The sequence below is a fragment of the Ruegeria sp. CH5 genome (assembly GCF_056537025.1).
Genome location: NZ_JBQFQT010000006.1, coordinates 59,889 through 84,225, shown reverse-complemented (window position 1 = coordinate 84,225; position 24,337 = coordinate 59,889). Strand labels below are relative to the sequence as shown.

The 24,337-nt window shown below is 63.2% G+C and carries 33 protein-coding genes; 11 read left to right on the top strand and 22 right to left on the bottom strand.

Annotated features, from left to right (window positions below):
• Positions 1-54: 54 nt before the first annotated feature.
• The 6 genes from maiA to hmgA form a co-directional block, all read right to left on the bottom strand.
• Positions 55-693, bottom strand: coding sequence for a maleylacetoacetate isomerase (gene maiA / locus ACR0JC_RS17350; RefSeq protein ID WP_170343369.1), 639 nt, complete (start codon positions 691-693; stop codon positions 55-57).
• Complete coding sequence (locus ACR0JC_RS17345) at positions 690-881, bottom strand: DUF2783 domain-containing protein (protein WP_149776332.1); 192 nt, start codon at positions 879-881, stop codon at positions 690-692. The genes maiA and ACR0JC_RS17345 overlap by 4 nt, the downstream gene beginning before the upstream one ends.
• 5 nt (positions 882-886) lie before the next feature.
• A complete protein-coding gene (locus ACR0JC_RS17340) occupies positions 887-2,497 on the bottom strand; it encodes an FAD-dependent oxidoreductase (protein WP_170343370.1) in 1,611 nt (536 codons plus the stop codon).
• Positions 2,498-2,631: 134 nt separating this feature from the next.
• On the bottom strand, positions 2,632-3,582 hold the full coding sequence (locus tag ACR0JC_RS17335; protein WP_170343371.1) for an MBL fold metallo-hydrolase: 951 nt from the start codon (positions 3,580-3,582) through the stop codon (positions 2,632-2,634).
• 10 nt (positions 3,583-3,592) lie between these two features.
• Complete coding sequence (gene fahA, locus ACR0JC_RS17330; RefSeq protein WP_170343372.1) at positions 3,593-4,849, bottom strand: fumarylacetoacetase; 1,257 nt, start codon at positions 4,847-4,849, stop codon at positions 3,593-3,595.
• Positions 4,850-4,891: 42 nt separating this feature from the next.
• Complete coding sequence (gene hmgA / locus ACR0JC_RS17325; RefSeq protein ID WP_170343373.1) at positions 4,892-6,247, bottom strand: homogentisate 1,2-dioxygenase; 1,356 nt, start codon at positions 6,245-6,247, stop codon at positions 4,892-4,894.
• A 56-nt stretch (positions 6,248-6,303) separates the two neighbouring features.
• Here hmgA and ACR0JC_RS17320 point away from each other — a divergent pair, with 56 nt between their 5' ends.
• Together ACR0JC_RS17320 and ACR0JC_RS17315 are read left to right on the top strand one after the other, a co-directional pair.
• On the top strand, positions 6,304-6,756 hold the full coding sequence (locus ACR0JC_RS17320; RefSeq protein ID WP_093965172.1) for a MarR family winged helix-turn-helix transcriptional regulator: 453 nt from the start codon (positions 6,304-6,306) through the stop codon (positions 6,754-6,756).
• Positions 6,757-6,815: 59 nt separating this feature from the next.
• Entirely contained in the window at positions 6,816-8,048 is a 1,233-nt protein-coding gene (locus ACR0JC_RS17315; protein WP_170343374.1) for an adenylate/guanylate cyclase domain-containing protein, read from the top strand.
• On the opposite strand, the gene ACR0JC_RS17310 is transcribed toward ACR0JC_RS17315, so the two are convergent.
• A complete protein-coding gene (locus ACR0JC_RS17310) occupies positions 8,045-8,854 on the bottom strand; it encodes a division plane positioning ATPase MipZ (protein ID WP_093965175.1) in 810 nt (269 codons plus the stop codon). The genes ACR0JC_RS17315 and ACR0JC_RS17310 overlap by 4 nt on opposite strands.
• Positions 8,855-9,072: 218 nt before the next feature.
• Between ACR0JC_RS17310 and ACR0JC_RS17305 the strand changes: the two genes are divergently transcribed.
• Together ACR0JC_RS17305 and ACR0JC_RS17300 are read left to right on the top strand one after the other, a co-directional pair.
• Positions 9,073-9,960 carry an AEC family transporter gene (locus tag ACR0JC_RS17305; protein WP_170343375.1) on the top strand — a complete coding sequence of 296 codons (888 nt, stop codon included), beginning with the start codon at positions 9,073-9,075 and terminating at the stop codon, positions 9,958-9,960.
• A gap of 25 nt (positions 9,961-9,985) precedes the next feature.
• Positions 9,986-10,306 (top strand): Dabb family protein, encoded by a 321-nt coding sequence (locus ACR0JC_RS17300; protein WP_170343376.1) that lies wholly within the window; start codon positions 9,986-9,988, stop codon positions 10,304-10,306.
• Positions 10,307-10,371: 65 nt separating this feature from the next.
• Here ACR0JC_RS17300 and rpmE read toward each other — a convergent pair whose 3' ends face one another.
• Both rpmE and rplS read right to left on the bottom strand, forming a co-directional pair.
• The gene (gene rpmE, locus ACR0JC_RS17295) at positions 10,372-10,593 is read right to left on the bottom strand and encodes a 50S ribosomal protein L31 (RefSeq protein WP_093965180.1); all 222 of its coding nucleotides are present in this window, start codon (positions 10,591-10,593) and stop codon (positions 10,372-10,374) included.
• A gap of 11 nt (positions 10,594-10,604) precedes the next feature.
• Positions 10,605-10,988 carry a 50S ribosomal protein L19 gene (gene rplS / locus ACR0JC_RS17290; protein WP_039541573.1) on the bottom strand — a complete coding sequence of 128 codons (384 nt, stop codon included), beginning with the start codon at positions 10,986-10,988 and terminating at the stop codon, positions 10,605-10,607.
• A 395-nt stretch (positions 10,989-11,383) separates the two neighbouring features.
• Between rplS and ACR0JC_RS17285 the strand changes: the two genes are divergently transcribed.
• Positions 11,384-12,187, top strand: a complete 804-nt coding sequence (locus tag ACR0JC_RS17285; protein WP_170343377.1) for a glycoside hydrolase family 25 protein — start codon at positions 11,384-11,386, stop codon at positions 12,185-12,187.
• Here ACR0JC_RS17285 and trmD read toward each other — a convergent pair.
• From trmD to ffh, 10 genes are all read right to left on the bottom strand, one after another.
• Positions 12,184-12,993 carry a tRNA (guanosine(37)-N1)-methyltransferase TrmD gene (gene trmD, locus ACR0JC_RS17280; RefSeq protein ID WP_170343378.1) on the bottom strand — a complete coding sequence of 270 codons (810 nt, stop codon included), beginning with the start codon at positions 12,991-12,993 and terminating at the stop codon, positions 12,184-12,186. The two genes, ACR0JC_RS17285 and trmD, sit on opposite strands and share 4 nt — an antisense overlap.
• Positions 12,990-13,808: a hypothetical protein gene (locus ACR0JC_RS17275; protein WP_170343379.1), complete on the bottom strand. Its 819-nt coding sequence runs from the start codon at positions 13,806-13,808 to the stop codon at positions 12,990-12,992. Before ACR0JC_RS17275 ends, trmD begins: the two co-directional genes overlap by 4 nt.
• Positions 13,805-14,308: a ribosome maturation factor RimM gene (gene rimM, locus ACR0JC_RS17270; protein ID WP_170343380.1), complete on the bottom strand. Its 504-nt coding sequence runs from the start codon at positions 14,306-14,308 to the stop codon at positions 13,805-13,807. Before rimM ends, ACR0JC_RS17275 begins: the two co-directional genes overlap by 4 nt.
• On the bottom strand, positions 14,301-14,450 hold the full coding sequence (locus ACR0JC_RS17265; protein WP_170343381.1) for a hypothetical protein: 150 nt from the start codon (positions 14,448-14,450) through the stop codon (positions 14,301-14,303). Before ACR0JC_RS17265 ends, rimM begins: the two co-directional genes overlap by 8 nt.
• 6 nt (positions 14,451-14,456) lie before the next feature.
• Entirely contained in the window at positions 14,457-15,092 is a 636-nt protein-coding gene (gene bluB / locus ACR0JC_RS17260; RefSeq protein ID WP_170343382.1) for a 5,6-dimethylbenzimidazole synthase, read from the bottom strand.
• A 12-nt stretch (positions 15,093-15,104) separates the two neighbouring features.
• Positions 15,105-15,500, bottom strand: coding sequence for a 30S ribosomal protein S16 (gene rpsP / locus ACR0JC_RS17255; RefSeq protein WP_093965193.1), 396 nt, complete (start codon positions 15,498-15,500; stop codon positions 15,105-15,107).
• 70 nt (positions 15,501-15,570) lie between these two features.
• Complete coding sequence (locus ACR0JC_RS17250) at positions 15,571-15,867, bottom strand: chorismate mutase (RefSeq protein WP_170343383.1); 297 nt, start codon at positions 15,865-15,867, stop codon at positions 15,571-15,573.
• Complete coding sequence (locus ACR0JC_RS17245; RefSeq protein ID WP_170343384.1) at positions 15,864-16,415, bottom strand: GNAT family N-acetyltransferase; 552 nt, start codon at positions 16,413-16,415, stop codon at positions 15,864-15,866. The genes ACR0JC_RS17250 and ACR0JC_RS17245 overlap by 4 nt, the downstream gene beginning before the upstream one ends.
• On the bottom strand, positions 16,412-17,020 hold the full coding sequence (locus ACR0JC_RS17240) for a GNAT family N-acetyltransferase (protein ID WP_170343385.1): 609 nt from the start codon (positions 17,018-17,020) through the stop codon (positions 16,412-16,414). The genes ACR0JC_RS17245 and ACR0JC_RS17240 overlap by 4 nt, the downstream gene beginning before the upstream one ends.
• Complete coding sequence (ffh, locus tag ACR0JC_RS17235; protein WP_170343386.1) at positions 17,021-18,529, bottom strand: signal recognition particle protein; 1,509 nt, start codon at positions 18,527-18,529, stop codon at positions 17,021-17,023.
• A gap of 258 nt (positions 18,530-18,787) precedes the next feature.
• Between ffh and ACR0JC_RS17230 the strand changes: the two genes are divergently transcribed.
• Complete coding sequence (locus ACR0JC_RS17230; protein WP_170343387.1) at positions 18,788-19,318, top strand: prolyl-tRNA synthetase associated domain-containing protein; 531 nt, start codon at positions 18,788-18,790, stop codon at positions 19,316-19,318.
• Here the strand turns inward: ACR0JC_RS17230 and ACR0JC_RS17225 are convergent, their stop codons facing one another.
• Together ACR0JC_RS17225 and ACR0JC_RS17220 are read right to left on the bottom strand one after the other, a co-directional pair.
• Positions 19,319-20,059, bottom strand: coding sequence for an aspartate/glutamate racemase family protein (locus ACR0JC_RS17225; RefSeq protein ID WP_170343388.1), 741 nt, complete (start codon positions 20,057-20,059; stop codon positions 19,319-19,321).
• Positions 20,060-20,132: 73 nt separating this feature from the next.
• Complete coding sequence (locus ACR0JC_RS17220; protein WP_170343389.1) at positions 20,133-20,714, bottom strand: FMN-dependent NADH-azoreductase; 582 nt, start codon at positions 20,712-20,714, stop codon at positions 20,133-20,135.
• 121 nt (positions 20,715-20,835) lie between these two features.
• Between ACR0JC_RS17220 and ACR0JC_RS17215 the strand changes: the two genes are divergently transcribed.
• The 4 genes from ACR0JC_RS17215 (at position 20,836) to ACR0JC_RS17200 (ending at position 23,440) form a co-directional block, all read left to right on the top strand.
• The gene (locus ACR0JC_RS17215; RefSeq protein WP_170343390.1) at positions 20,836-21,714 is read left to right on the top strand and encodes a LysR family transcriptional regulator; all 879 of its coding nucleotides are present in this window, start codon (positions 20,836-20,838) and stop codon (positions 21,712-21,714) included.
• A complete protein-coding gene (locus ACR0JC_RS17210) occupies positions 21,711-22,625 on the top strand; it encodes a DMT family transporter (RefSeq protein ID WP_170343391.1) in 915 nt (304 codons plus the stop codon). Before ACR0JC_RS17215 ends, ACR0JC_RS17210 begins: the two co-directional genes overlap by 4 nt.
• Positions 22,626-22,682: 57 nt before the next feature.
• A complete protein-coding gene (locus tag ACR0JC_RS17205) occupies positions 22,683-22,952 on the top strand; it encodes a hypothetical protein (RefSeq protein WP_141138530.1) in 270 nt (89 codons plus the stop codon).
• A 74-nt stretch (positions 22,953-23,026) separates the two neighbouring features.
• Positions 23,027-23,440 carry a universal stress protein gene (locus tag ACR0JC_RS17200; protein ID WP_170343392.1) on the top strand — a complete coding sequence of 138 codons (414 nt, stop codon included), beginning with the start codon at positions 23,027-23,029 and terminating at the stop codon, positions 23,438-23,440.
• Here the strand turns inward: ACR0JC_RS17200 and ACR0JC_RS17195 are convergent.
• The gene (locus ACR0JC_RS17195; protein ID WP_093965326.1) at positions 23,437-23,772 is read right to left on the bottom strand and encodes an ArsR/SmtB family transcription factor; all 336 of its coding nucleotides are present in this window, start codon (positions 23,770-23,772) and stop codon (positions 23,437-23,439) included. The two genes, ACR0JC_RS17200 and ACR0JC_RS17195, sit on opposite strands and share 4 nt — an antisense overlap.
• A gap of 231 nt (positions 23,773-24,003) precedes the next feature.
• On the opposite strand from ACR0JC_RS17195, the gene ACR0JC_RS17190 reads away from it, so the two are divergent.
• The gene (locus ACR0JC_RS17190; RefSeq protein ID WP_170343393.1) at positions 24,004-24,336 is read left to right on the top strand and encodes an AtpZ/AtpI family protein; all 333 of its coding nucleotides are present in this window, start codon (positions 24,004-24,006) and stop codon (positions 24,334-24,336) included.
• The last annotated feature ends 1 nt before the right edge of the window (position 24,337 follow it).

Below are 24,337 nucleotides of genomic sequence, written 5' to 3'. Positions count from 1 at the left end.
GGCCCGATCGGCGCCGGTGCACAGCCGCATCGGCACACAGACCCTGTGCGCGGCTCAGCCCGGCGCGTGGGCGTCCGGGTGGGCCGCTGCAAAGGCAGGGTGGTCGGCGCAGGCCGCCTCGACCGCCAGAATGCGCGGCATGTCCGACAGATCGACCTGCCAGCGCCGGGCGTTGTACATCTGCGGGATCAGGCACAGATCGGCCAAACCGGGCGCCGATCCCGTGCAATACGGGGCTTGCTCGAACCCTTCCAGCATTGCCTCGAAGGCCAGCAGACCGGGGCGGATGAAATGGCGCATCCAGTCGCCGGGCATGTCGCCCTTTCCGCCGCTCAACTGCGTGGCGTGGCGGGCGACCTTCAGGTTGCAGACCGGGTGCAGATCCACCGCGATGGCATGGGCCAGCGCCTGCGCCCTGGCCCGCGCAACCGGCTCTTCCGGCAGCAGGTTCAGACCCCGCGTCCGGTCGAGGTAGTCCAGAATGGCCAGCGACTGGGTCAATTGCACGCCGTCGATCTCGAGCACGGGCACAAAGCCCTGCGGGTTGCGCGCCAGATGCGCGGGCGCGGTCTGCTCGCCCTTGACCAGATCGACGGTTTGCGCGCGATAGCCTATCCCGGCCAGGTTCAGCGCGATGCGCACCCGGTAGCTGGCCGAGGATCGCCAATAGTCATACAGGACGACGTCGCTCATCGGGCTTTGGCCGCGTCGATCGCCTGTTTAAGGATGGTCCGGTCGCCGATGTGGTTGGCCAGCACCAGCACCAGCCGAGCATTCAGCGCGTCGCTTTCGGCCTTGTCCAGACCGTCGTGCGCGGCCAGCAGATCGGCATAGAAATCATCCGCGCCGTCGATATTCGGGGTGAGGATCAGTTCATCCATTGTGCCTACTCCTTGCCGATGGCCCGGCGGATCGCATGCCGGAACGCGTTGTCTTCATAGCTGTCGCGCCGCGCCGCCACATGCTGGTCGGGCCGGATCAGATAGACCGCACCTTCCGCGTCGCCCAGATACCGCCGCTTCAGCGCCAGCGTGCGGTCATCCTTGACCGACAGCGCCAGTCGCTCGACCGTCACGCCCTCTTCCTCGATCGTTTCCGGGGCTTCGGCGTCGATGGTCAGCAGGGTGAACTTGCCTGCCAGCTTGGGCAACAGGAATTCATCCCCCAGCGGCGCATCGGGGCAGGGCGAACCGGGGCGCGTTTCGGCCGGGCCATCCAGCGCATCCGCCGAATTCAGCGGCGAGCCGTCATAGGTGCAGGGCACGCTCAGCCGTCCGGAATTCACCAGCGGGCGGGCGAACTCATAGTGTTCGCTTAGGTCCAGAACCGCGTCGCGCAGGATGCGCGACATTTCCGATTTTGGCGTGATGAAATCGGTCGAGCGGGTCGAGTTCAGGATGTTCTCGTCTGCGCCGTGGATGCGCTCGACATCATAGCTGTCCAGCAGGCTGTCGGGCGCGGTGCCGTCAAGGACCATCTTCAGCTTCCAGCACAGGTTGTCGGTGTCCTGCAGGCCCGAATTGGCCCCGCGCGCGCCGAAGGGGCTGACCTGATGGGCGCTGTCGCCGGCAAACAGGACGCGGCCGTGGCGGAACTTCTCCATCCGGCGGCACTGGAAGGTATAGATGCTGACCCATTCCAGCTCGAACTGGACATCCGCGCCCAGCATCGCCTTGAGGCGCGGGATCACGTTTTCGGGGCGCTTTTCCCGTTCCTTGTCGATGTCCCAGCCCAGTTGCAGGTCGATGCGCCAGACATTGTCGGGCTGTTTGTGCAGCAGGGCAGACTGTCCGCGGTTGAAGGGCGGGTCGAACCAGAACCAGCGCTCGGACGGGAAATCGGCCTCCATGATCACGTCGGCGATCAGGAAGTTGTCCTCGAACACCCGGCCCACGAAATCCAGCCCCAGCATCCGACGGGTGGGCGAATTGGCCCCGTCGCAGGCGATCAACCAGTCAGCCTCGACCGTGTACGACCCCTCGGGCGTTTCAACCTCGAGCTTGACGTGGTCGTCATGGGTACCGATCGCCTCGACTTTGTTGCGGCCACGGATCTCGATCGGCGCGCCCTGGGCCTGCAACGCGCGGACCCGTTCGACTATGAACTGCTCAAAGTAGTATTGCTGAAGGTTGATGAAGGCCGGATGGGCATAGCCCTCATCGGGCTGAAGGTTGAATTCATAGACCTTACGGTCGTCAAAAAACACCTTGCCGGTGTTCCACAGCACGCCCTTGTCCACCATAGGCCGGGCACATCCCAGCCGGTCGGCGATTTCCAGCGTGCGCTGGGCGAAACAGATGGCGCGGCTGCCGAAACTGACCTTGTCGTTGTCGTCCAGCACCACCACTTCGACGCCTTGCTGGGCCAGGTCGATGGCGGCGGCCAGCCCGACCGGGCCCGCACCGATCACGATCACCTGATGCCGCACCGGGGCGGGGGCATCCTGATCGGGGCTGCGGGCATAGGCATAGAGCGGCTGTTCAAAAATCTTGTTCATGGGCTCTCTCCCCAAGTTCTGTGCGCCGGGCGCACATTCCCTGCCCACCGGCGCGGGGCGCCGATGGCTCTCCTCCATGGTTGCATCGTTTTCAGGCCGGCAACACGATCTGGATCAAGTTGCCGGGCTATTTCTCAGCCCTGCAGGGCCTCCCACATCTCCAGGTCGCGCTGGGCGGTCCAGATGCGCGGGGTGTCGATGCCGCGCGCCTCGTCATAGGCGCGGGCCACGTTGAAGGGCAGGCAGTGTTCATAGATGGCGTAGTCCGAGAATTTCGGATCGCACTCCGCACGCACCGCGTCCCAGGCCTCTTTCAGGCTGCCGCCGCGTGCCGCCACCTTGGCCGCCGGGCGATAGGTGCTTTCGACGAAATCGCGGGTGTTCTCGATGGCGGCGTTCACCATTTCCTTGCCGACAAGCGCATCGCCGCGCCCCGGGGCGATGGCGTCGACGTCGAACCACTGGATCTGATCCAGCGTATCGCCCCAGTCGCTGAAATGCCCGTCGCCGCAATAGCAGGCCGAGTGATATTCGACGATGTCGCCGGTGAACATCACGTTCTGGTCGGGCACGTGGATGACGATGTCACCGGCCGTATGCGCCCGGCCCAGATGCATCAGATCGACCCGGCGGTTGCCCAGATAGATCGTCATCGTGTCGTTGAAGGTGGTGGTGGGCCAGGTCAGGCCGGGGATGCTCTCATGCCCTTCGAACAGGCGCGGGAAGCGCTGGAACTCGCTGTCCCAGTCCTCTTTCCCGCGTTCGACGACCATGGCGCGGGCCATGTCCGACATGACGATCTGCTGCGCGCCGAAGGCGCTGGCGCCCAGCACGCGGACCGCGTGGTAATGGGTCAGCGCCACATGGGTGATCGGCTTGTCGGTAACGGACCGGATGCAGTCGATCACCTTCTGCGCCAGGCGCGGCGTGGCCTGGGCCTCGACCACCATCACGCTGTCATCGCCGATGATCACGCCCGAGTTCGGGTCGCCTTCGGCAGTGAAGGCATAAAGCCCTTCGCCCACCTCGGTGAACGAGATCTTCTTTTCGGTCATGTCCCCCTGGGACGCGAATGCCTTGGCCATTTGGCGCTCCTTATCGTGCGTATGGGTCTTCGAGGGCAGGCAGCACCGTGCCGGTGCAGTCGCCGAACCCGATCGTGTAGCCGTCGCCCCGGGCCGCGCCCTTCAGGGTCAGCGTGTCGCCGTCTTCGATGAAGCTGCGGGTTTCGCCGGTGTCCAGCGTGATCGGTTCCTTGCCGCCCCAGCTGAGTTCCAGCAGCGAGCCGCGGCTGGCTTTCGTCGGACCCGAAATCGTGCCCGAACCCAGCAGGTCGCCCACGTTCATCGGGCAGCCCGAGGTGGTGTGATGCGCCAGTTGCTGCGCCGAGGAATAATACATTTCCTTGTAGTTGGTGCGGGCGATGGTGGACGCCGGTTTGCCCTCGGGCGCCATCGTCACCTCGAGCTCGATGTCATAGAGCATCGGGCCGCAGTCCTTGAGGTGGTCCAGCAACTCGACCTCACGCGGGGGCGTGTCGCAGCGGAACAGGTCCAGCGCGGCCTTGGTCACGATCCAGGGCGAAATCGAGGTGGCGGTGGCCTTGGCCTGGAACGGGCCCAGCGGCTGATATTCCCAGGCCTGGATGTCGCGCGCCGACCAGTCGTTCAGCAGGACATAGCCAAAGATGTGGTCGTCTGCCTCCTGCACGGTGATCGGGCCGTCGGACGGGGTGCCGACGATGGCCCCCATCTCCAGCTCGATGTCGAAGCGGCGGCTGGGCAGGAAGGCGGGTCGGTCATGGTCGGGCGATTTCAACTGCCCCCACGGGCGGCGGATATCGGTGCCCGAAACCACCACCGACGAGGCCCGTCCGTTGTAGCCGATGGGGATGTGCAGCCAGTTGGGTGGCAGCGCGTTTTCCGGGCCGCGGAACATGGTGCCCACATTGGTGGCGTGGTGCTTGCCCGCGTAGAAATCGGTGTATTCGCTGACGGCGAAGGGCATGTGCAGTTGGGCCTCGGCCTGCGGAACCAGCAGCGGTTCGACCTTGTCCTGTTCTTTTGATCCTTTGGCCAGCAGGGCAGTCAGTCGCTCGCGCAGCGCGGCCCAGACGGCCGGTCCCTGTTCCATCAACGGGTTCCAGAAGGGCAGGTCGAACAGCGGCTCGTCGCCCTGCGTGATCAGCCCTTCGGCCTCGGCGGCGGACACGTCGAGGATCATGTCCCCGATGGCCACGCCGCAGCGCGGTTCGGACCCTGCGGTCGAAAAGACGCCATAGGGCAGGTTGTTCAGCGGAAACGGGTGGTTCGCGTCATTGGCCGAGGCCACCCAGGATTTCATCAAAGGCATTGCGTTTCCTTGTGCGGTGCGGTGGCCGTGGGGCCACCGGTGTCATTTCTTGCCGGGCGTGCCGTCGAATTTCTTTTCCAGATCCGTCCAGCAATCGACGTAGTCATCCTGCAGCGGCGCCTCGTTCGCGGCAAAGGCGGTCAGGTGCTGCGGAAAGCGGGTCTCGAACATGAAGGACATGGTGTTGTCCAGCTTGTCCGGCCCCAGATTGGCGTTGGACGCCTTTTCAAAGGCTTCTTTGTCGGGGCCATGCGGGATCATCATGTTGTGCAGGCTCATGCCGCCCGGCACGAAGCCCTGCGGCTTGGCGTCATACTGGCCGTAGATATTGCCCATCAGCTCGGACATGATGTTCTTGTGGTACCACGGCGGGCGGAACGTGTCCTCCATCACCATCCAGCGTTCGCGGAACAGCACGAAATCGATATTGGCCGTGCCCGGCACGCCCGAAGGCGCGGTCAGCACGGTGAAGATCGACGGATCCGGGTGGTCGAACAGGATCGCCCCGACTGGGCAGTAGGTGCGCAGGTCGTATTTGTAGGGCGCGTAGTTGCCGTGCCAGGCCACCACGTCCAGCGGGCTGTGGCCGATCTTGGTGGTGTGGAACTGGCCGCACCACTTGATCGTCACGGTCGAGGGCACCTCGCGATCTTCGAAGGCCGCCACGGGCGCCTTGAAGTCGCGCGGGTTGGCCATGCAGTTCGCGCCGATCGGGCCGCGGCCCGGCAGCTCGAATTTCTGGCCGTAATTCTCGCAGACGAAACCGCGGCAGGGGCCTTCCAGCACCTCGACGCGGTAGACCAGCCCGCGCGGGATGATGGCGATTTCCTTGGGTTCCAGGTCGATGATGCCCAGCTCGGTCGCAAAGCGCAGGCGGCCTTCCTGTGGCACCACCAGCAGCTCGGAATCGGCCGAGAAGAAATAGTCGTCCACCATCGATTCGGTGACCAGATAGATGTGGCTGGCCATGCCGACCTGGGTGTTCACGTCGCCGGCGGTGGTCATGGTGCGCATGCCGGTCAGCCAGGTCAGCGGCTGGTCGGAATGGGGCACCGCGTCCCAGCGGTACTGGCCCAGGCTGATCACGTCCGGATCGACATTCGGGGCGCTTTTCCAATAGGGCAAGTCGATCTTTTCATAGCGGTGCGAATGCTTGACCGACGGCCGGATGCGATAGCACCAGGTGCGCTCGGGCGGGTTGGCGGTGAAGGCGGTGCCGCTAAGCTGTTCGCCATATAGGCCATAGTTGCATTTCTGCGGGCTGTTCATGCCCTGCGGCAGCGCGCCGGGCAGCGCCTCGGTTTCAAAGTCATTGCCAAAGCCGGGCATATAGCCTGCATGGGTGCCAACGGGCGTGCTGGCTTGGGTCAGAGCGTGCGGGTCAGTCGGACGATTCATCGGGGTTCCTCCGTTTGCTGCTTGTCGGATAATAGTTGATTTTGTAACTAACAACCATGACACAGCCAGATTCCGCCGAAAAAGATGACTTCGACCTGCGAAATTTCCTGCCCTTCCTGCTCAACCAGGCGGCCGAGGAAAGCTCGTTGGATTTCCAGAAGGTTTACAAGAACCGCTATGGGATGCTGCGCACCGAATGGCGCGTGTTGTTCCACCTTGGCAATTACGGAGAGATGACCGCCAAGCAGATCGGGGAACGTGCCAAGATGCACAAGACCAAGATCAGCCGCGCGGTGCACAAGCTGGAACAGCGCCGATACCTGCGGCGCACCCGCGATGAAAACGACCGCCGGATGGAGCGGCTGACCCTGACCCCCGCCGGTCTGACGGTGTACCGCGAATTGCGCGACATCGCCCGCGACTATGACGCCCGGCTGGCGGGCATGTTCACGACGGGCGAGGCGGCGCTGTTGCGGATGATGCTGCGGCGGCTGGCCGGGATGGACTGACCTCTGGTAAGCTGGCCTCGCAGCCCCCAAGTGGGGTGCAGACCAGACGGAGCCCCAAGATGCCATCCACCGACCCCAAATCCCGCGCCGATGACCTGATTGGATGGTTGCTGGACCGAGGGCTGGAAGGGGCCGAACAGTCGGAAATACTCGAAGGCTATTGCCTGCGGCTTGTGGATGCGGGCGTTCCCCTGATGCGGTTTCACGCTGCTCAGAGCGCCTATCACCCCACTTACGGCGGCACCGGCTTCAACTGGTACCGGGACGAAGGGGGCAGCGTGGAGAATTACGAGCACCGCGAGGAATTGCCTGATCAGTGGGTTTCCAGCCCGCTTTACGCGATGCTGCAGTCCGGCGCGAAGGAACTGCGTGAAAGGTTGAAAGACCAGAACGAACCCAGCCGATTTCCGTTTTTGAACGAGTTGCACCAGAAAGGTGCCACCGACTACTTTGCATCCGGTCTGGTTCTGCAGAAGGTCGAGCCCGAAAACCGGATCGCCCTGGACCAGATGCCCGAGGGGGTGCTGATGTCGTGGACGACGGACCATGCCGAGGGGTTCGACGACATTCACCTGGATCTGATCCGATATGCTCTGCCGCATCTGGGGCTGGCCTTGAAATCGGCCTCGAACCGGAAAATGGCGCAGGATCTGCTGCGCGTTTATCTTGGACGGGATGCGGGTCGGCGCGTGTTGTCGGGGGAAATCCGGCGCGGATCGTTGCAGCAGATCGACGCCGTGATCTGGAACTTCGACCTCGAGGGCTTTACCGGCCTGGCCGAACGCCTTCCCGGGTCAGACATCATCGCCATGCTGAACGACTATCTGGCCGTGGCGGTCGAGGTCGTTCAGGGTTGTGGCGGCAATATCCTGAAATTCATGGGCGACGGTCTGATGGCCATGTTCGACGTGGGCGAGATCGACGAGGACGCCCGCGCCGCGCTGGCCGCCGTTGGTGTTCTGCAGACGCGTATGGCCGAGCTCAACGCGGAACGGGCCGCCGCCGGCCTGCCGGTCGCCAATTTCACCCTTGCTCTGCATTCGGGCGAGATCCTCTATGGCAATATCGGTGCTGAAAGCCGGCTGGATTTCACCGTGATCGGCCCGGCGGTGAACCAGGCCGCGCGCATCGCAGGCATGCACCGGTCGCTGGACCGGCGTATCTTGATCTCGGATGACGTGGCCCGTGCTGCTCAGCCCTGCGAACAGGACCTGATCTCGGTCGGGCGCTATATGCTGCGCGGCGTGCCCGAACCCAAAGAGCTGTTCACGATCTACGCGCCGACGGCTTAGAAGTCGATCTCGACCCCAGGCAGGTTCAGTTCGCGCATCATGTCGCGCAACTCCTGCCGGGCAGCGATGTTCGAAATGTTGAGCTGTTTCACCCCGATATCCTTGAGGTCCAGCAGCGTCAGCCCACGCGGGAACAGCTCGCGAAAGATCACACGTTCGGAAAAGCCCGAGGCAACACGGAAGCCGATGCGCTGCGACAGCATCTCGATGGCGCGCTGCATCTTTTCCTTGTTGACCATGCGCTGGGTGCCCACGCGGTTGCGCACCACCACCCAATCGATCGGTTTCAGCCCGGCCTGCGCCCGCAATTGCCGCGCGTTCCAGACCATCTCGGAATAGACCGAGGGACCGAGGATCTTTTCGCCCTTCGAGTCGATCCGGGCCAGCAGGTCGAAATCGATGAAACTGTCGTTCAGCGGCGTGATCAGCGTGTCGGCCAGCGAATGAGCCACCTGGCTCAGCCTTGTGTGCGAGCCGGGGCAGTCGATCAGGATGAAATCGCTGTCGCTCTCCAACTCGGCCACGGCGGCGGACAGACGGTGGTCATAGATGTTCTCGCCGGGTTTGAGCTTGCTTGCGTCGATCTCGGGCAGGTCATGGTGACGCGGGCTGGGCAGCTCCAGCTTTTCCGTGGAAAGGAAATTGCGGCGGTTCTCGAAATAGCGGCCCAGGCTGCGCTGCCGCAGGTCCAGATCCAGGGTGCTGACCTTGTTGCCCAAACGCGCAAGCGCGGTTGCAACATGCATGGAAACCGTCGACTTGCCTGCGCCGCCCTTTTCGTTCCCCACAACGATGATATGTGCCATACTTGTATTCCCAAGTCGCGCCGTGTTTGCCTACACGTTGTTTGAACCCACTATATGTTGTGTGATCCGCGAAGAAAAGCGGTCCTGTAGGGTCTGCGGGACAATATCAGTGTCTAAGTCGGATTTTTTCGCGATACCCGCTGCTTGACGCTTGGATGTTGCCAAACGGGGCGTGCGCCGCCACAGTCTGCAAACTGACTTGGACGCAAGGACGCGGCTTGGAGCACGTATTCCTGAACGTATTGAACATCGTTCTGCCGGTGCTGATCTGTGCCGGTGTGGGGTACGGGCTGGCGGTCGCGCGCGCACCGTTCGACAACAAGGTGATCGGCGGGATTGTCTCGAAGGTGGGATATCCGACATTGATCATCTCTCATCTGTCCGCCACCAAGATCCAGATTGCCACGTTTCTGGACATGATGGCGGCCGCTGCCCTCGCCATTGCGGCGTTCGGCGTGCTCGGGTTTTTGGCATTGCGGCTGTTGCGCTGGCCGGTGCGGGCGTTTCTGACCCCGCTGATGCATGGCAATGTGGGCAATATCGGATTGCCGATCACTCTGCTGGCAATGGGCGATGCGGGCATGGCCTATACGATGGCTTTTGTCGTCGTGGTGTTGGTGAGCATTTTCACGGTCGGCATGTGGATTCCGGCCGGAGAGTTCTCGGCCCGCAAGCTTGCAACGTCTCCAATCATCTATGCGGTTGTCATCGCGCTGACGCTGATGGCTACGGGTTTTGCCCTGCCGCAACCGATCGCCAAATCCTTTGACATTCTGGGCGGGCTGTCGATCCCGCTGATGTTGCTGACACTGGGTCACACGCTGGCCACGCTTCGGACAGGCAGCCTTGGCCGGGCAGTCGTTCTGACATGTCTGCATCTCGTTCTGGCAACCGGGATCGCCACCACGCTTGTCTGGCTGTTTGGCTTTACCGGGGTCGAACGCGGAGCGTTGATCCTGTGCTGCCTGATGCCGTCTTCGGTTGCGACATACCTGTTCATCGACCAGCATGTTCCGGAATATGGCCCGGAAGTGGCCGGGTACATCATGGTCTCAACCCTGACGACGATCCTGGTGCTGCCGCTCGCCTTAGCCTACTGGATCTGACTTTGCCCAACCAGGAACCGACATCATGATATTGCACTGCGTGTTCTTCACTTTCCGATCAGATGCACCGCAGGACGCGCGCCGCGCCGTTCTGACCGGCTTGGCCGGGCTATGCGCTGATCTGGACGGGGCCTTGGCCTTTGAACGCGGCCCAAATCTCGATTTCGAAGGAAAGACGCAGGACTATCGCGATGGGTTCGTGATCCGCTTTGCGGATCGACCCGCCGTGAAGGCTTACGCCGAACACCCGACACACCGCCGGTTGGGCGGTCAGCTATGTGATCTGTGTCAGAATGGTGCCGACGGGATCGTCGTCTTTGACCTAGACGTGCCGGACGCGCAATAGAAGCGGCCAACGAAAAAAGGCCGCCCCCTCTGGGACGGCCTTGGAAATTCCGCAAAGGCGCTGGTTCAGAAACCCAGGCCTTCGTATTTCTTTTTGAACTTCGACACGCGACCGCCGGCGTCCATCAGGCGCGACGAGCCACCGGTCCACGCGGGGTGCGAGGAGGGGTCGATTTCCAGGGCCAGCTGATCGCCTTCGGCGCCCCAGGTCGATTTCATCTGGATCACGGTGCCGTCGGTCAGTTTGACGTCGATCATGTGGTAGTCGGGATGGATGTCTTTTTTCATCTTTCCGCTCCTTACGCCTCGGCGCCAGCCTTGGGCTTGTAGTTGGTGACTTCTGCGATACGGGCGGATTTACCGCGACGGGTACGCAGATAGTACAGTTTGGCGCGACGGACGCGGCCACGACGGACAACGGTGATGCTGTCGATGTTGGTCGAATGCAGCGGGAACACACGCTCAACGCCTTCGCCAAACGAAATCTTGCGAACGGTGAACGAACCGGCGATGCCGCTGCCACCTTTGCGCGCAATGCAGACGCCTTCGTAGTTCTGCACACGGGTACGCGACCCTTCGGTCACTTTAAAGCCGACACGGATGGTGTCACCGGCTTTGAAATCGGGGATGTCTTTCCCCAGGGCGGCAATCTGTTCCGCCTCAAGCTGTGCGATCAGGTCCATCGCAGTTACTCCTATCTGCTCGTGGTTGGTCCACGAAGTTGGGCACGATCTGAGAGCTCTTGGTCTTCTCCGGGTCCCGCGATCTGCAGCCCGCCAGAGGTCAGGTCGAATGTTCCTTTTGGTCCGGGTTATTCCACAGCTTCCCTGATCCGAAGAAGGGCAGGTGCGTTCCTGCGATCAACCCAAAACACCGGAGTCGCCCCAGAGGCGGCACCGGATTGCGCCCGTTTAGGGAAGTCGGACGTGCATATCAAGCCCAAATCGCCGGTTTTCAGGCCAAATCGCGGTGGATTTGGTGGGAATCCGCCGTCACCTGTACCGCGGCGTTGCCTTGTGCCGGGGATCGGGCATTCTGGATCATAATTCAAGAGCAGGTTTAGAGGCAGAGCAACAGGATGAGCAAAGCGATTTTCTGCGTGGTTCTTGCGCTGGCACTGATGTCTTGCGGGCGTCGTGCGCCGGCGCCCCAAATCGTAGACCAACCGGTGGTTGCGGGACTTTCCGGGCCTTCGGTTCTGTACCCCGCCTTTGCGGATGCCGACCCGCATGACTGGGAGCGGCGGCGGCCCGAGCACTATCCCGTGCATGGGCTCGACGTCTCGCGCTGGCAGGGACCGATCGACTGGCGTCAGGCCAAGGCCTCGGGGGTCAGTTTCGTGTTCATTAAGGCGACCGAAGGGGGCGACGTGGCCGATCCGATGTTCCAGGATCACAGTCAGGGCGCCCGGGCGGCTGGGGTTCCGTGGGGTGCATATCACTATTACTACTTCTGCCGCCCCGCGGCCGAGCAGGCCCGCTGGTTCATTCGCAACGTTCCCCGAGGGGCCGACCTGCCGCATGTGCTGGACATGGAATGGACCCCTCATTCCAAAACCTGCACCCTGCGCCCCGATGGCAAGACGGTGCGGGCCGAGGCGGAAAGGTTCCTCGACATATTGGAGCGACACTACGGTCGCCGGCCGATCGTCTACACCACGGTCGATTTCTACGAGGACACAGGGATCGGACGGCTGCCAAAGACCGAGTTCTGGCTGCGCTCGGTCGCGGGGCATCCGCGCAATGTCTACCCTAAGGCAGTCTGGCGGTTCTGGCAGTATACCGGCACCGGTTTGGTTCCCGGCGTGCAGGGGCGGGTGGACATCAACGCCTTCAATGGCTCGCCTGATATCTGGGCGCGATGGAAGGCGGGTGCACCCTAGTCGTCGGCTTCCCCGCGCGCCTTCAGGTAGGCATCCCACAGGTCCGGGCGGCGCGCACGGGTAATCTCTTCCGCCATCTGGTGACGCCATTCGGCGATGCGACCATGATGTCCGGACATCAGGATCGGAGGGATCTCGCGCCCGTTCCACTCGGCTGGCCGAGTGTATTGTGGATGTTCCAGCAAGCCGGACGAAAAGCTCTCTTCCTCGGTCGAGGCCTGATTGCCCAGAACCCCGGGCAGCAGTCGCACGGTGGCGTCGATCAGCGCCTGCGCGGCAATCTCGCCTCCGGTCATGACGAAATCGCCCAGCGAGACTTCCTGGATGCCGTAATGCTCCAAAACCCGTTCATCAACGCCTTCAAAGCGGCCACACAACAGGGTCATGCCATCGCACCGGGCCAAGTTCTGCATCATGCGCTGATCCATCCGGCGTCCGCGCGGGCTGAGGTAGATCAGCGGCCAGTTGCCCTGTACCCCATCCATAGTGTGATCAATGGCGGCCCCCAGTACATCCGGCCGCAACACCATACCTGCACCCCCACCTGCGGGCGTGTCGTCGACATTGCGATGCTTGCCGACACCGAACTGCCGCAGATCGACCGTTTCCAGTTGCCATAGCCCGTCTTGCAGCGACTTGCCGGTCAGGCTTTCGCCCAATACGCCGGGAAAGGCAGATGGGAACAGCGTGATCACCTTGGCCTTCCACACGCCATGCAGGTCCGGCGTGGGCGTCAGCAGCTCACGCGGTTTCAGCGTGGGGCGAATAGCCTTACGGCCATATGACTTTGCAGGTTTGTCCGTCATGTGTTCGTGGTCAGGCTGTTTTGGGCGCGTTCGACGATATGGGCTTTCTGTCGGACCAGCGCCGCCTCGTCCAGCCCCGATCGGTTCAACTCGAGCATTTCGGATAGCGCTTCTCGCGGCAATGCCGGGTTTGACCGAGTGGGCTTGACCAGCAGGGCGGCTTTCTCGGGCGGCAGATCTAGGAACTCGGCAAAAGGTGTTCCGGGGCCAAAGCTGCGCTCACACAGGTCTTCCAGCCATTCGGTCTGCACTCGAACAGAGGGCAGCCGATCACGAACGGCGTCTACAGTCTGCTGCAGTGAAGGGAGCTCTTCGAGCCTCTCGCGGAAGGTGTCGAAATCCTGCACAAGCCGCGTGCGCTGAAGATCATGGGCCCAGAGGCTGCGGATCCAACTGCCGCGCTGGCGCAACGAGAGATAGACGGTGATGTCCAGTTCCGACCCGACAAGCCGGTTGCGCAGCGTATCGACCACGCAGGCGGCCAGATCAGGGGCTTCGGCGTATCCCACAACCAAATTGCGGCTGGGGCGAAGCCCCGAGAAGTTCTCCTCGCTCAGGATCAGGCCGCGCTTTTCCCCGAAATCCAGCGTCGCCAGAAGTTCGCGCCAGCGATTGCCGAATTCGGACAGCGTACCGAATGTCCCGTACAGCGAATGGCGCGTGGCGGCTTCGGATAACCCGGATTTGCGGGTGACATAGGGCAGAACCAATGCGTGGCGCGGCCAGATCAGCGCCCGGTTCTCGAACAGAAAGGATTGCGCGGCGGTCGTGCCGGTTTTGTGAAGGCCCAGATGCAGCAGGATGCGCCGCGTCACAGCAGGCCCTCGGGAGGGTCGGCGACGATACGCCCGGCCTCAAGGTCAACCGTGGGTACGGCCGCTTTGGTGAATGGCAGGAACACAGTCGATTTCAGCCCCGGCCCGTGCAGTTCGAGCAGGTCGTCGGCGCCGTGGTTCTGCACCGATTTGACCCGCCCCAGCAGGGTGCCGCCGGTGTCATAGACCTCAAGCCCGATCAGGTCGGCGTGATAGAACTCGTCATCCGGCAGCGATGGCAGCTGCTCGCGCCGGGCAAAAAGGCGCAGCCCCTTCAGGGCGTCTGCCTGCTCCTTGGTCTCGACCCCGCCCAGACGCGCGGCAAATCCGTTCTTGATCGCGCGGGTGATGATCAACGGATAGCGCTGGGCGCCACTCTCGTCGGTCAGAGGGGAGTAGGTCTCGATATCCTCGGGTACCGCGCAATAGCTTTTCAGGCGGACCTCGCCGCGTACGCCGAAGGACCCGGCGATGCTGCCGACACAGATCAGATCAGTCATTGGGCAATCCCGTTGTCACGCATATTCCACTTTCCCAGACACCGATTTCGTCACAGGCTTCGCGTTGATTGCTGCGTTCAAAGAACACGCCCACAATAAAGGCGATCAGCAGCAGGATGGGAAGGCGTATCAATCCAAACATGCCACCCTACCGCGTTTCCACCGGCAGGCTGCCGCGGCGGCACTCCCAGCCATGGGTTTCCAGTTCGGGCGTGTCCGAGCAGTCCTCGGGCCAGCCCACGCAGAAATAGCCGATCAGCCGCCAGCCCTCGGGCACCGACAGGTCGCGGGCCAGCCGGTCGGGATCGAGGATCGAGACCCAGCCCAGCCCCAGGCCATGCGCGCGCAGCGTCAGCCAGAACAAAGTGACGGCCGAGACCACCGAATAGTGGCGCATTTCAGGCATTGTTCCTGCGCCCAGCCCCTGGCCCTTGTCGGTGGCGTCATCGCAGAACACCGCCAGCTGAACCGGCGCCTCCTGCATGCCCGACAGTTTCAGCTGGCTGTACAGCTGCGCCCGGTCACCGGAGTAGCCCGCCAGCGCCGCGTCATTGGCCGCCTTGAAGTTCTCCAGCGCCGCGGTCCGGGCCGCAGGGCTTTCGACGCGGATCACGCGCCACGGTTCGCTCAGCCCCACCGAAGGGGCCAGCTGAAACGCGTCGAGGCAGCGCGTCAGCACTGCCTCGTCCACCGCGTCTGTGCGGAACCGGCGTACATCGCGCCGGAGCCGCATCAACAGATCGAACTGCGTGCGGAAATCTTCGGTGAAAGCCTGATCCTGCACGCGCCCGCCTGTTTACTCTTCTGCAGCAGCAGCTTCTTCTTCGGCCGGAGCGGCAGCAGCCTCTGCGGCTTCAGCAGCCTTGGCGGCTTTCTCTTCGGCGCGCTCCTGGGCTTTCTTGCCCGGGGTGCCCTTCTGAGGGTTGTTGCGCTCGGCTTTCTCTTTGGCGCCGGCGGCTTCCAGCATGCGGGCAATCCGGTCGGTCGGCTGCGCGCCCTGGTCCAGCCAGTACTGGATGCGCTCCATGTTCATCTTCACGCGCTCTTCGCTGTCTTTCGGCAGCAGCGGGTTGTAGGTGCCCAGCTTCTCGATGAAGCGGCCGTCACGCGGCATGCGGCTGTCCGCTGCAACGATGCGGTAGAAGGGGCGCTTTTTCGAGCCGCCACGGGCCAGACGAATTTTCATTGCCATTGTGGTATCTCCTTTGGATGGCGTTGGCCGGATTGCTCCGGCTATTTCTGGTGTTTGTTGAACCTCGGGTTCACCTCTGGTGTTTCTTGTGGTGTCGGATGACTTCCTGAATGATGAAATTCAGGAAAGCCTTGGCAAAATCGGGGTCCAGATCCGCCTCTTTCGCCAGGTCTTCGAGCCGTGCGATCTGCGCGGCCTCGCGCGAGGGATCGGACGGGGGAAGTTCGTGTTCGGCCTTGAGCTTGCCAACGGCCTGCGTGTGCTTGAACCGCTCGGCCAGCGTATAGACCAGGATCGCATCCAGCCGGTCGATACTTTCGCGGTGGTCTTTCAGCAAGGCCGCGGCCCGCGTCACGGGATTGTTCATTGGCCGGTCCTTTCGGTGGTCAGATCGGTCGTTGACGTGTCGAGTTTCGGATGCCGCCAGATCTGTGCGGACTTGCCCAGCACTTCGCCCTCACGCTCGTAGGTCGCGCCGAGACGCTGTGCCAGAGCGCGCGAACGGTCATTGGCGTGGGCGATGTAGCTGATGACGCCGTTCAGCCCCTGATGGCGCGCCGCATGGTCGCGGGCGGCCTGCGCGGCCTCGAAGCCCAGGCCCTTGCCCTCGGCCTGTTCCATCAGGGTCCAGCCCAGCTCGGGTTCGTCCCAGCCCGGCACATAGATCATGCCGGTCCAGCCCACGAAAGTACCGCTGGCCTTTTCGGTCAGGTGCCACAGGCCATAGCCACGCAGCGCCCAATGGCCCAGACGGTTCGCCAGTCCGTTCCAGCAGCCCGCCGCATCCCTGGGGCCGCCCACCATGTGGCTGCGCTCGGTCGCGTAGAAGGCTGTCATGGCCGGCAGGTCGTCCGGATGCGGTGCCCGAAGGATCAGGCGCTCGGTCTCTATGGTCGGGATGGCGAAGGTCGTCATGCGTAGGCCTCCATCCCGCCATCGCCGTCGCCGGGCAGGTGGCGATAGACCAGAACCGGCTCGTCGAACCCGGCCTCGGCCTGCAGGTCGCGCTGGGCGCCCAGGCGCTCGGCCACGCGAGCCGAGGCTGCGTTGTCGGGGTCCACATAGCTGACCAGCGACGGCAGGGCCTGCGGCCCCAGTGCAAAGTCGCGAGCGGCTTCGGCCGCTTCGGTTGCAATGCCACGCCCTTCGGCGGCTTCGGTCAGCAGATAGCCCAGTTCGTGTTCGCGGTCGCCGAATTCCATGCCGATTGACACGAAGCCCAGAACCTGACCGCCCGCGCGGTCTTCGATGGCCCACATTCCCGCCCCACGCAGCAGCCAGCCCGCGACGTATTGCGAGAAATCCAGCCAGGCCGCCTGCCGGTCAAACGGGCCGTCCATGTGTTTGGCGCGGTCCGACATCAGGATGTCGGCATAGGTGTCGAAATCCCCGATCCGCGGCGCGCGCAGCACCAGCCGCGCAGTCTCCAGCCGCGGCAAGTCCGCAGCCAGCCGCGCCGACAGAGCGGCAGCGGGGCCGGTGGCCGGAGCCTCCCAAGGATATGCGACGGGCGCGGTCACTTACTTCTTCTTTCCGAACCCGCTCAGGCCGGGGGGCAGGGCCATGCCGCCGCCCATGCCGGGCATGCCGCCGGGCATCTTGCCGCCCATCGCCTTGGCTGCGGCTTCCAGCGCCTTGGGGTCCATGCCCGCAGCCATGTCCTCGGGGCTGGGCCCGCCTTTGCCGAACATGCCTTTCATGGCCTGTTTCAGCATCTTGCCTTTGCCCATCTTGCCCATCTTCTTCATCATGTCCGACATCTGCCGGTGCATCTTGAGCAGCTTGTTGATGTCGCTGACTTCCATGCCCGAACCGGCCGCGATGCGTTTCTTGCGGCTGGCCTGCAGCAGCGCGGGGTTGGCGCGTTCCTTCTTGGTCATCGACTGGATCATGGCGATCTGCTGGCGCAGGATCCGGTCGTCCAGTCCGGCCTGATCCATCTGCTTGGCCATCTTGCCCATGCCCGGCATCATGCCCATCATGCCCTGCATGCCGCCCATCTGGATCATCTGCTCCAGCTGCATCTTCAGGTCGTTCATGTTGAACTGACCCTTCATCATGCGCTTCATCATGCGCTCGGTCTGCTCGAGCTCCATGGTCTCCTGGGCCTTTTCGACCAGGGCCACGATGTCGCCCATACCCAGGATTCGGCCCGCGATGCGGTCGGGCTCGAAGGTTTCCAGCGCATCCATCTTCTCGCCCAGACCCACGAAGCGGATGGGCTTGCCGGTGACCGCGCGCATCGACAGTGCCGCGCCGCCGCGCCCGTCGCCGTCCATCCGAGTCAGGACCACGCCCGAGATGCCGACCTTGGCGTCGAACTCCTCGGCCACCTCGACGGCGACCTGACCGGTCAGGCCGTCGACCACCAGCAGGGTCTCGCGCGGGTCGACCACGTTGCGGACCTGCTCGACTTCGTCCATCAGCACTTCGTCGATATGCAGACGGCCCGCGGTATCCAGCATGTAGACGTCATAGCCGCCCAGCGTGGCCTGCTGCTTGGCGCGCTTGGCGATGTCCACCGGTTTCTGGCCCGGCACGATCGGCAGGGTGTCCACCCCGATCTGGGTGCCCAGAACCGCCAACTGGTCCATTGCCGCCGGGCGGTAGACGTCCAGCGAGGCCATCAGGACCTTCTTGCCCTCTTTCTCTCTCAGACGTTTCGCCAGCTTGCCGGTGGTCGTCGTCTTGCCCGAGCCCTGCAGGCCGACCATCAGGATCGGCGCGGGCGGGTTGTCGATCTTGAGCTTGCCGGGGTCTTCCTCGCCGCGCAGGGTATCGACCAGCGCGTCGTGCACGATCTTGACGACCTGCTGGCCCGGCGTGATCGACTTGGTCACCGCCTGGCCGGTCGCCTGTTCCTGCACCTTCTTGACGAACGCACGCGCCACCGGCAGCGACACGTCAGCCTCAAGCAGCGCCACGCGAACTTCGCGCAGGGCGGTCTTGACGTCTTCCTCGGACAGGGCGCCCTGTTTGGTCAGCCGGTCAAAGACGCCAGAGAGGCGTTCGGATAGATTTTCAAACATGCCTTCGGCCTCCTTCGCCGGTTCTCGGTTGGCGCCCCATAGATAGGGGCAGACGGGTCAATGCACAAACGCCCCCACGGGCGAAACTCGCTGGTGGGGGGCGATCCCTGAACGACTCAAGGGACCGGAAGAACAGACACTTCCGGATGTTGCGTTGGCGTTTAGGCCCATTGGCTGCCTGAGTCAACCATCCGCGCTTGCCGGGTTGCATCGTCTTGCCCCGTCGGCCATGACTGCCGCGATATTCGGGAGAAGACCATGGACGCCTCATCCGCCTTTCAGGACACATTGCCGCTTAGTTCCGATGCACTGCTGGCGCAGCTGGACGATTGGGGGCTGCCCTATCGCCTGCACAGCCACGTCCCGCTGCGGACGGTCGAAGAGTCGAAGGCGGTTGAGGATCAGTTCATGGTGCCGGGCGAAAACGCGTTGCGGCTCAAGAACCTGTATCTGCGCGACAAGAAAAAGCGGAACTACCTGGTGACGCTGGAGCAGAGCCGCGAGATCGACCTCAAGGCGCTGGGCGCCGAACTGGGGGTGGGCAACCTGTCCTTCGGGTCGGCGGATCGGCTGATGCAGAACCTCGGCATCCGTCCCGGCGCGGTCAGCCCGCTGGCGATGATAAACGGCGTTGGCAACGATGTGCGGTTCTTCATGGACGACGCGGCGCGGCGCGCGGATGTGATCTATATGCATCCGCTGGTCAATGACCGGACGGTGGCCATGGCGCGCGACGACCTGATGGCCTTCTACGACCGGATCGGGTGCGAGGTCACCTGGCTGCCCTGATCATTCGCTCAGCGCCTCTTTCAACGCGGCGGCGACATGGGCGGCCGAGGGATTGACGAACAGGTGTCCGTCGGTCTCGAAAACCGGGTCATCAAGATGTTGGGGAAAGGCCAGAGGCAATTCGGTGCAGGCTAGCAGGATCGCGGTTCCGGGGGCGGCGTGCCGGTTGCAGAATGCCAGCAGACGGTGGCGGGCATTGGCCGAGGCACCGCCATAGAATTCGGTGTCAATCATGGCCTGCATTTCCGCGATCTGGTCCTCGGGAAGTCGGTCATTGGCTGTGATGCCTTCAACCGCCAGCCTTTCCGCATAGTGGCGCGCTTGCATCGTGACCGAGGTTCCCAGCACCAGCGCGCTTTTGGCGCGTGTCGTTTTGGTGGCCACGGCGGTTGCATCAAAGATACTCAGGATCGGCATGGTCACGCCCTGCCGGATCGCATGCAAACGGGCGTGGGGTGTGTTCGAGGCGATGATGCCGAAATCACATCCCGCCTGTTCAAGCGTCATCAGTGCTTCGCGGAAAACGGCATCGAACGCGGACCAGCTTGCTTCGTCGCCGGCAGTTCCGCGCAGCGCGCGGGTTTTAGCCTGGGTGACGGATTCTATGGTCATCGGAGGAACAGGAAGCGGCGATCCGTACCCGCGTTCTGCATAATGGCGCCCCGCGCCCTCGGCGATGGCGCGGTAATAGTCTATTGTCGACGCCCAGCCGACCCCGCCCAGAATTCCGATCTTCTTCATGGCAACCGTCCAATCTGCCAATCCTGTTCGGGTGCAGATTGGACGGTTTGACCAAGGATGGCCAGTGGCCGGATCAGGCGGCCAGTTCGGCCACGGCTTTCTGCGCGTTGCTCAGCGCGGCTTCCGGATCCAGTGCCATGCGGTCGGCGGCCACCACATCCACGTCGTGGATGCCGATGAAGCCCAGGACATGGCGGGCGTATCCGGTTGCAAAGTCGATCTCGGACCCCACGGCAGTGCCGCCCGAAGCGATAGCGAGGATGGCGCGCTTGCCCTCCAGCAGGCCCTTGGGGCCGTTCTCGGTATATGAAAACGTCAGTCCCGCGCGGGCGACCAGGTCGATCCAGGCCTTGAAGGCGGCCGGCACCGAGAAATTGTAGATCGGCAGCCCGATCACCACCGTGTCGGCCTGCTGCAGTTCCTTGACCAACTCGTCCGACAGGGCCAGCAGGTCGCGCTGGGTCGCGTCGCGTTGATCGGCGGGGGTGAAGTTGGCGGCGATCCAGTCCTCGGTCAGCAGGGGCAGCGGCGTGGCCAGGTCGCGGCGGATGATGCGGCTGGCGCCCAGGTGTTGAACGATGCGGGCCGACAGGTCGCGGGTGGCCGAGCCGGTGCGGCGGGCCGAGGCGTCGATATGCAGGATGGTCTTTGTCATGGCGTGGATCCTTCTCAGGGTTCGGATTTTGCGTCTGGGCCCAATATGAGTATTGCGTGAGCGAACGAAACCAGGATAAATCAACAGGCATTGTTGGAAATTGCACAGAATTGGTTTTGTCATGGACAATTGGGACGAGGTCCGCACCGCCTATCAGGTTGCGCGAATGGGTACGGTCAGCGGCGCGGCCGAGGTTCTGGGGGTGCACCACGCCACGGTGATTCGCCATATCGACGCGATCGAGGCCCGGCTGAAGGTCAAGCTGTTCCAGCGCCACGCGCGCGGCTACACCCCGACCGAGGCGGGCGAGGATCTGCTGCGCGTGGCCCAGGCCACCGAGGATCAGTTCAACCAACTGGTCGGGCGGCTGAAGGGGCGTGGAGACGATGTCTCGGGCGAGTTGGTGGTGACCTCGCTGGCCTCGCTGGCGCCGCTGGTGGTGCCTACGCTGACCGCGTTCCAGCAGGACCATCCCGACCTGATCGTGCGCTATCTCACCGGCGACCGTCTGTTCCGCCTGGAATATGGTGAGGCGCATGTGGCCATCCGCGCCGGCGCGGCCCCAGATCAACCGGACAACGTGGTGCAGCCCTTCATGACGCAAGAGGTCGGGCTTTATGCCAGTCAGGATTACATCGCACGGCGCGGCCTGCCTGCGGGCGTCGAGGATTTCCCCAACCACGCCTTCGTCGGGGCGGATGATGAAAACAGCCGCGCGCCTTTTTCACGCTGGCTGCGCACCAATGTCCCGGCCGAGGCGATCACCTTCCGCTGTTCCAACAACTTCACCGTGGCCGAGGCGGTTTTGGCCGGGGCGGGGATCGGCTTCATGGCCCGGTGGGAGGCCGCCCGCCATCCGCAGTTGCAGGAGGTGATGGAGCCGCTGCCGGAATGGGCCGGCAATCTGTGGCTGGTAACCCATGTGGATCTGCACCGCACCAACAAGGTGCAGACCTTTCTCAAATTCCTCAAGGAGCAGGCCAAGGACTGGCTGCCATGAGCCCGCAGGCGCGTGGCCACTTGGCCATGCTGGTGTTCTCAGCGCTGGTGGCGGGCAGTTTCTCGCTGGGTTCGATGATTGCCAACGAGATCGCGCCGGCGGCGTTGAACGCCGCGCGGTTTGCGATTGCCGGCGTGGTGATCGGCATCGCGGCGCTGATGACGACCGGTTTGCCGCGCAGCGCGGCGCGCGCGCCGTGGCGCTATCTGGTGCTGGGCGGGCTGTTCTCGGCCTATTTCGTGCTGATGTTCTACGGGCTGAAAACCGCGCCGCCGGTCAGCGCGGCGGCGGTGTTCACCCTGACGCCGATCCTGTCGGCGGTGGCGGGGTGGGTGTTGCTGCGCCAGATCACCACCCCGCACATGGCCCTTGCGCTGAGCGTGGGCGCGGTTGGCGCGCTGTGGGTGGTGTTCCGCGCCGATTGGCTGGCCTTTCGAGCCTTCGAGATCGGGCAGGGCGAGATCATCTATTTCTGGGGCTGCGTGGCCCATGCGATCTATACGCCCATGGTGCGCAAGCTGAACCGGGGCGAGCCGCCGGTCGTTTTCACCTTCGGCACGCTGGTGGCCGGGTGCGCAGTGCTGACGGTGTTCGGCTGGTCCGACATCCGCGCAACGGACTGGGCCAACCTGCCGGCGATCGTCTGGATCGGCCTGTTCTACGTCGCCATCTGCGCCAGCGCGGCCACCTTCGTTCTGTTGCAGTACGCCACGCTGCTGCTGCCGTCGGCCAAGGTCATGGCCTATACCTACCTGACGCCCAGCTGGGTGATCATCTGGCAGATCGCGCTGGGCCAGCCGGCGCCGGGCCTTCTGGTTCTAGTGGGGATCGGGCTGACGATCCTGGCCCTTGTGCTGCTGCTGAAAGGGGATGACCTGGGGGTGGCTCGGCAACAAACCGCGCCGGACTGACCTTTGCCAAAGCGCCCGTTCGTGGCAGGGTGAGGCAAACTCCGAAAGGACCGGAACATGCACAGATTGATTGCCTCGGCCACGCTAATGCTGGTTTTTGGATGTACGCAGGACACCGCCGACAATTCAACCCTTCAAGCCAGCTGCGAGGCATTGGTGGCTGCTGAGGCAAACCGGAGCCCCGCGGATGTCCAGGCTCTGTCTACAACTGCCGAACCGGCGGGAACCGTCACGCAGGTCGCAGTGGCCGGCGCTCAGGCACCCTGGCTATGCCGCGCCGATCCCAGCGGCGTGGTCACAGGGGTCGAGTACAGCCAGCAAGGCTGATCCTCTTGGATTGAGTCACATCAAGGGCCGGTTATGTCAAACCCGCTAAGCTGTCGGCGTGAAAGGAGCGACTGATGTTCAAACACATAATGTTTCCCGTCGATCTGCATCTGCCACCCGAAGTGCGCAAAGCGGCCGAGGTTGCGGCACAGGTCGCCCGGTGGCAGGGCGCGCGGATCACCATCGTCAGCGTGACAAGCAACCAGCCCGGCGACCCCACGCAAACGGAAACCGCGATCAAGGACCATCTGTCCGATCTGGCGGACGAGTTGTCCCAGGCCAGCGGAGCGCAAGTTGATTTCCGCAACATTCATTCGGTGGATGTGGCGGTCGAAGTGGATGGTGACCTGGCCCGCACCGCTGAAGAGATCGGTGCCGACCTGATCGTGGTGGGCACCCATGCGCCGCGGATTACCGACTTCATCCTGTCCAGCCATGCCGGATACTTGGCCAAACATGCCGGCATGTCGGTCTTCGTAGTGCGCTAGGCCTCGTCACCCGCGGAAAGCTGGTTTTCCAGGAACCGCTCGAACGCGTCCAGATTCACGGGTTCGAACTGCCCGAACCCCTGCATCCAGACCGAGGCCGCGCGCAGGGCGTCGGGTTCCAGCTTGCACCATTTCACCCGGCCACGCTTTTCCTGGCTGATCAGCCCGGCTCGGGTCAGGATCGTAAGGTGCTTCGAGATCGCCGCCAGCGACATCTCGAACGGCTGGGCCACGTCGGTGACGGCCATGTCATCCTCGAGCAGCATCGCCAGTATCGCGCGCCGCGTGGGGTCGGCCAGGGCCGCAAAGACGGTATCGAGGTCATCGGACATGACCCCGCTGAACCACAGCGGGAAAGTTTGGTCAACCATTTGGTTGAATATGCGGAATCCGATGTTTCCAGCGGCATGGTTTGTTCGCGGCCCGATCGTCAGTCAGAGCATGTCCATAAAATTCATTTGAAAACACATACTTAAGCTGCGTCAATTGGAGCCATCAACAGCGTTGACTCTGCGCGCGAGGCCGCTTAGCAACTGCGCCAAGACTGTGCGAGGGAAACGCCCGTGACCGATGACGACCCAAAGCAGCGCCTGACGCAGCTTGAGGCCAAGATCGACGCGGCAAAAAAGGCCAAAGCGCCGAAACCTCGTGCGGACTCTGACATATCCGGGGGCGAGCTGGCCTGGCGGATGGTCATCGAGATGGTTTCCGGTCTGGGGATCGGATTTGGCATCGGGTACGGGCTGGACAGCCTGTTCGGGACGATCCCGATCTTCCTGGTGCTGTTCACATTGCTGGGCCTTGTCGCGGGCGTGAAGGTCATGCTCCGCAGCGCGCAAGAAGCTCAAGAGAAACAGGCGGCCTCGACACAGGCCGAGAAGGACGAGAGGGACTGAA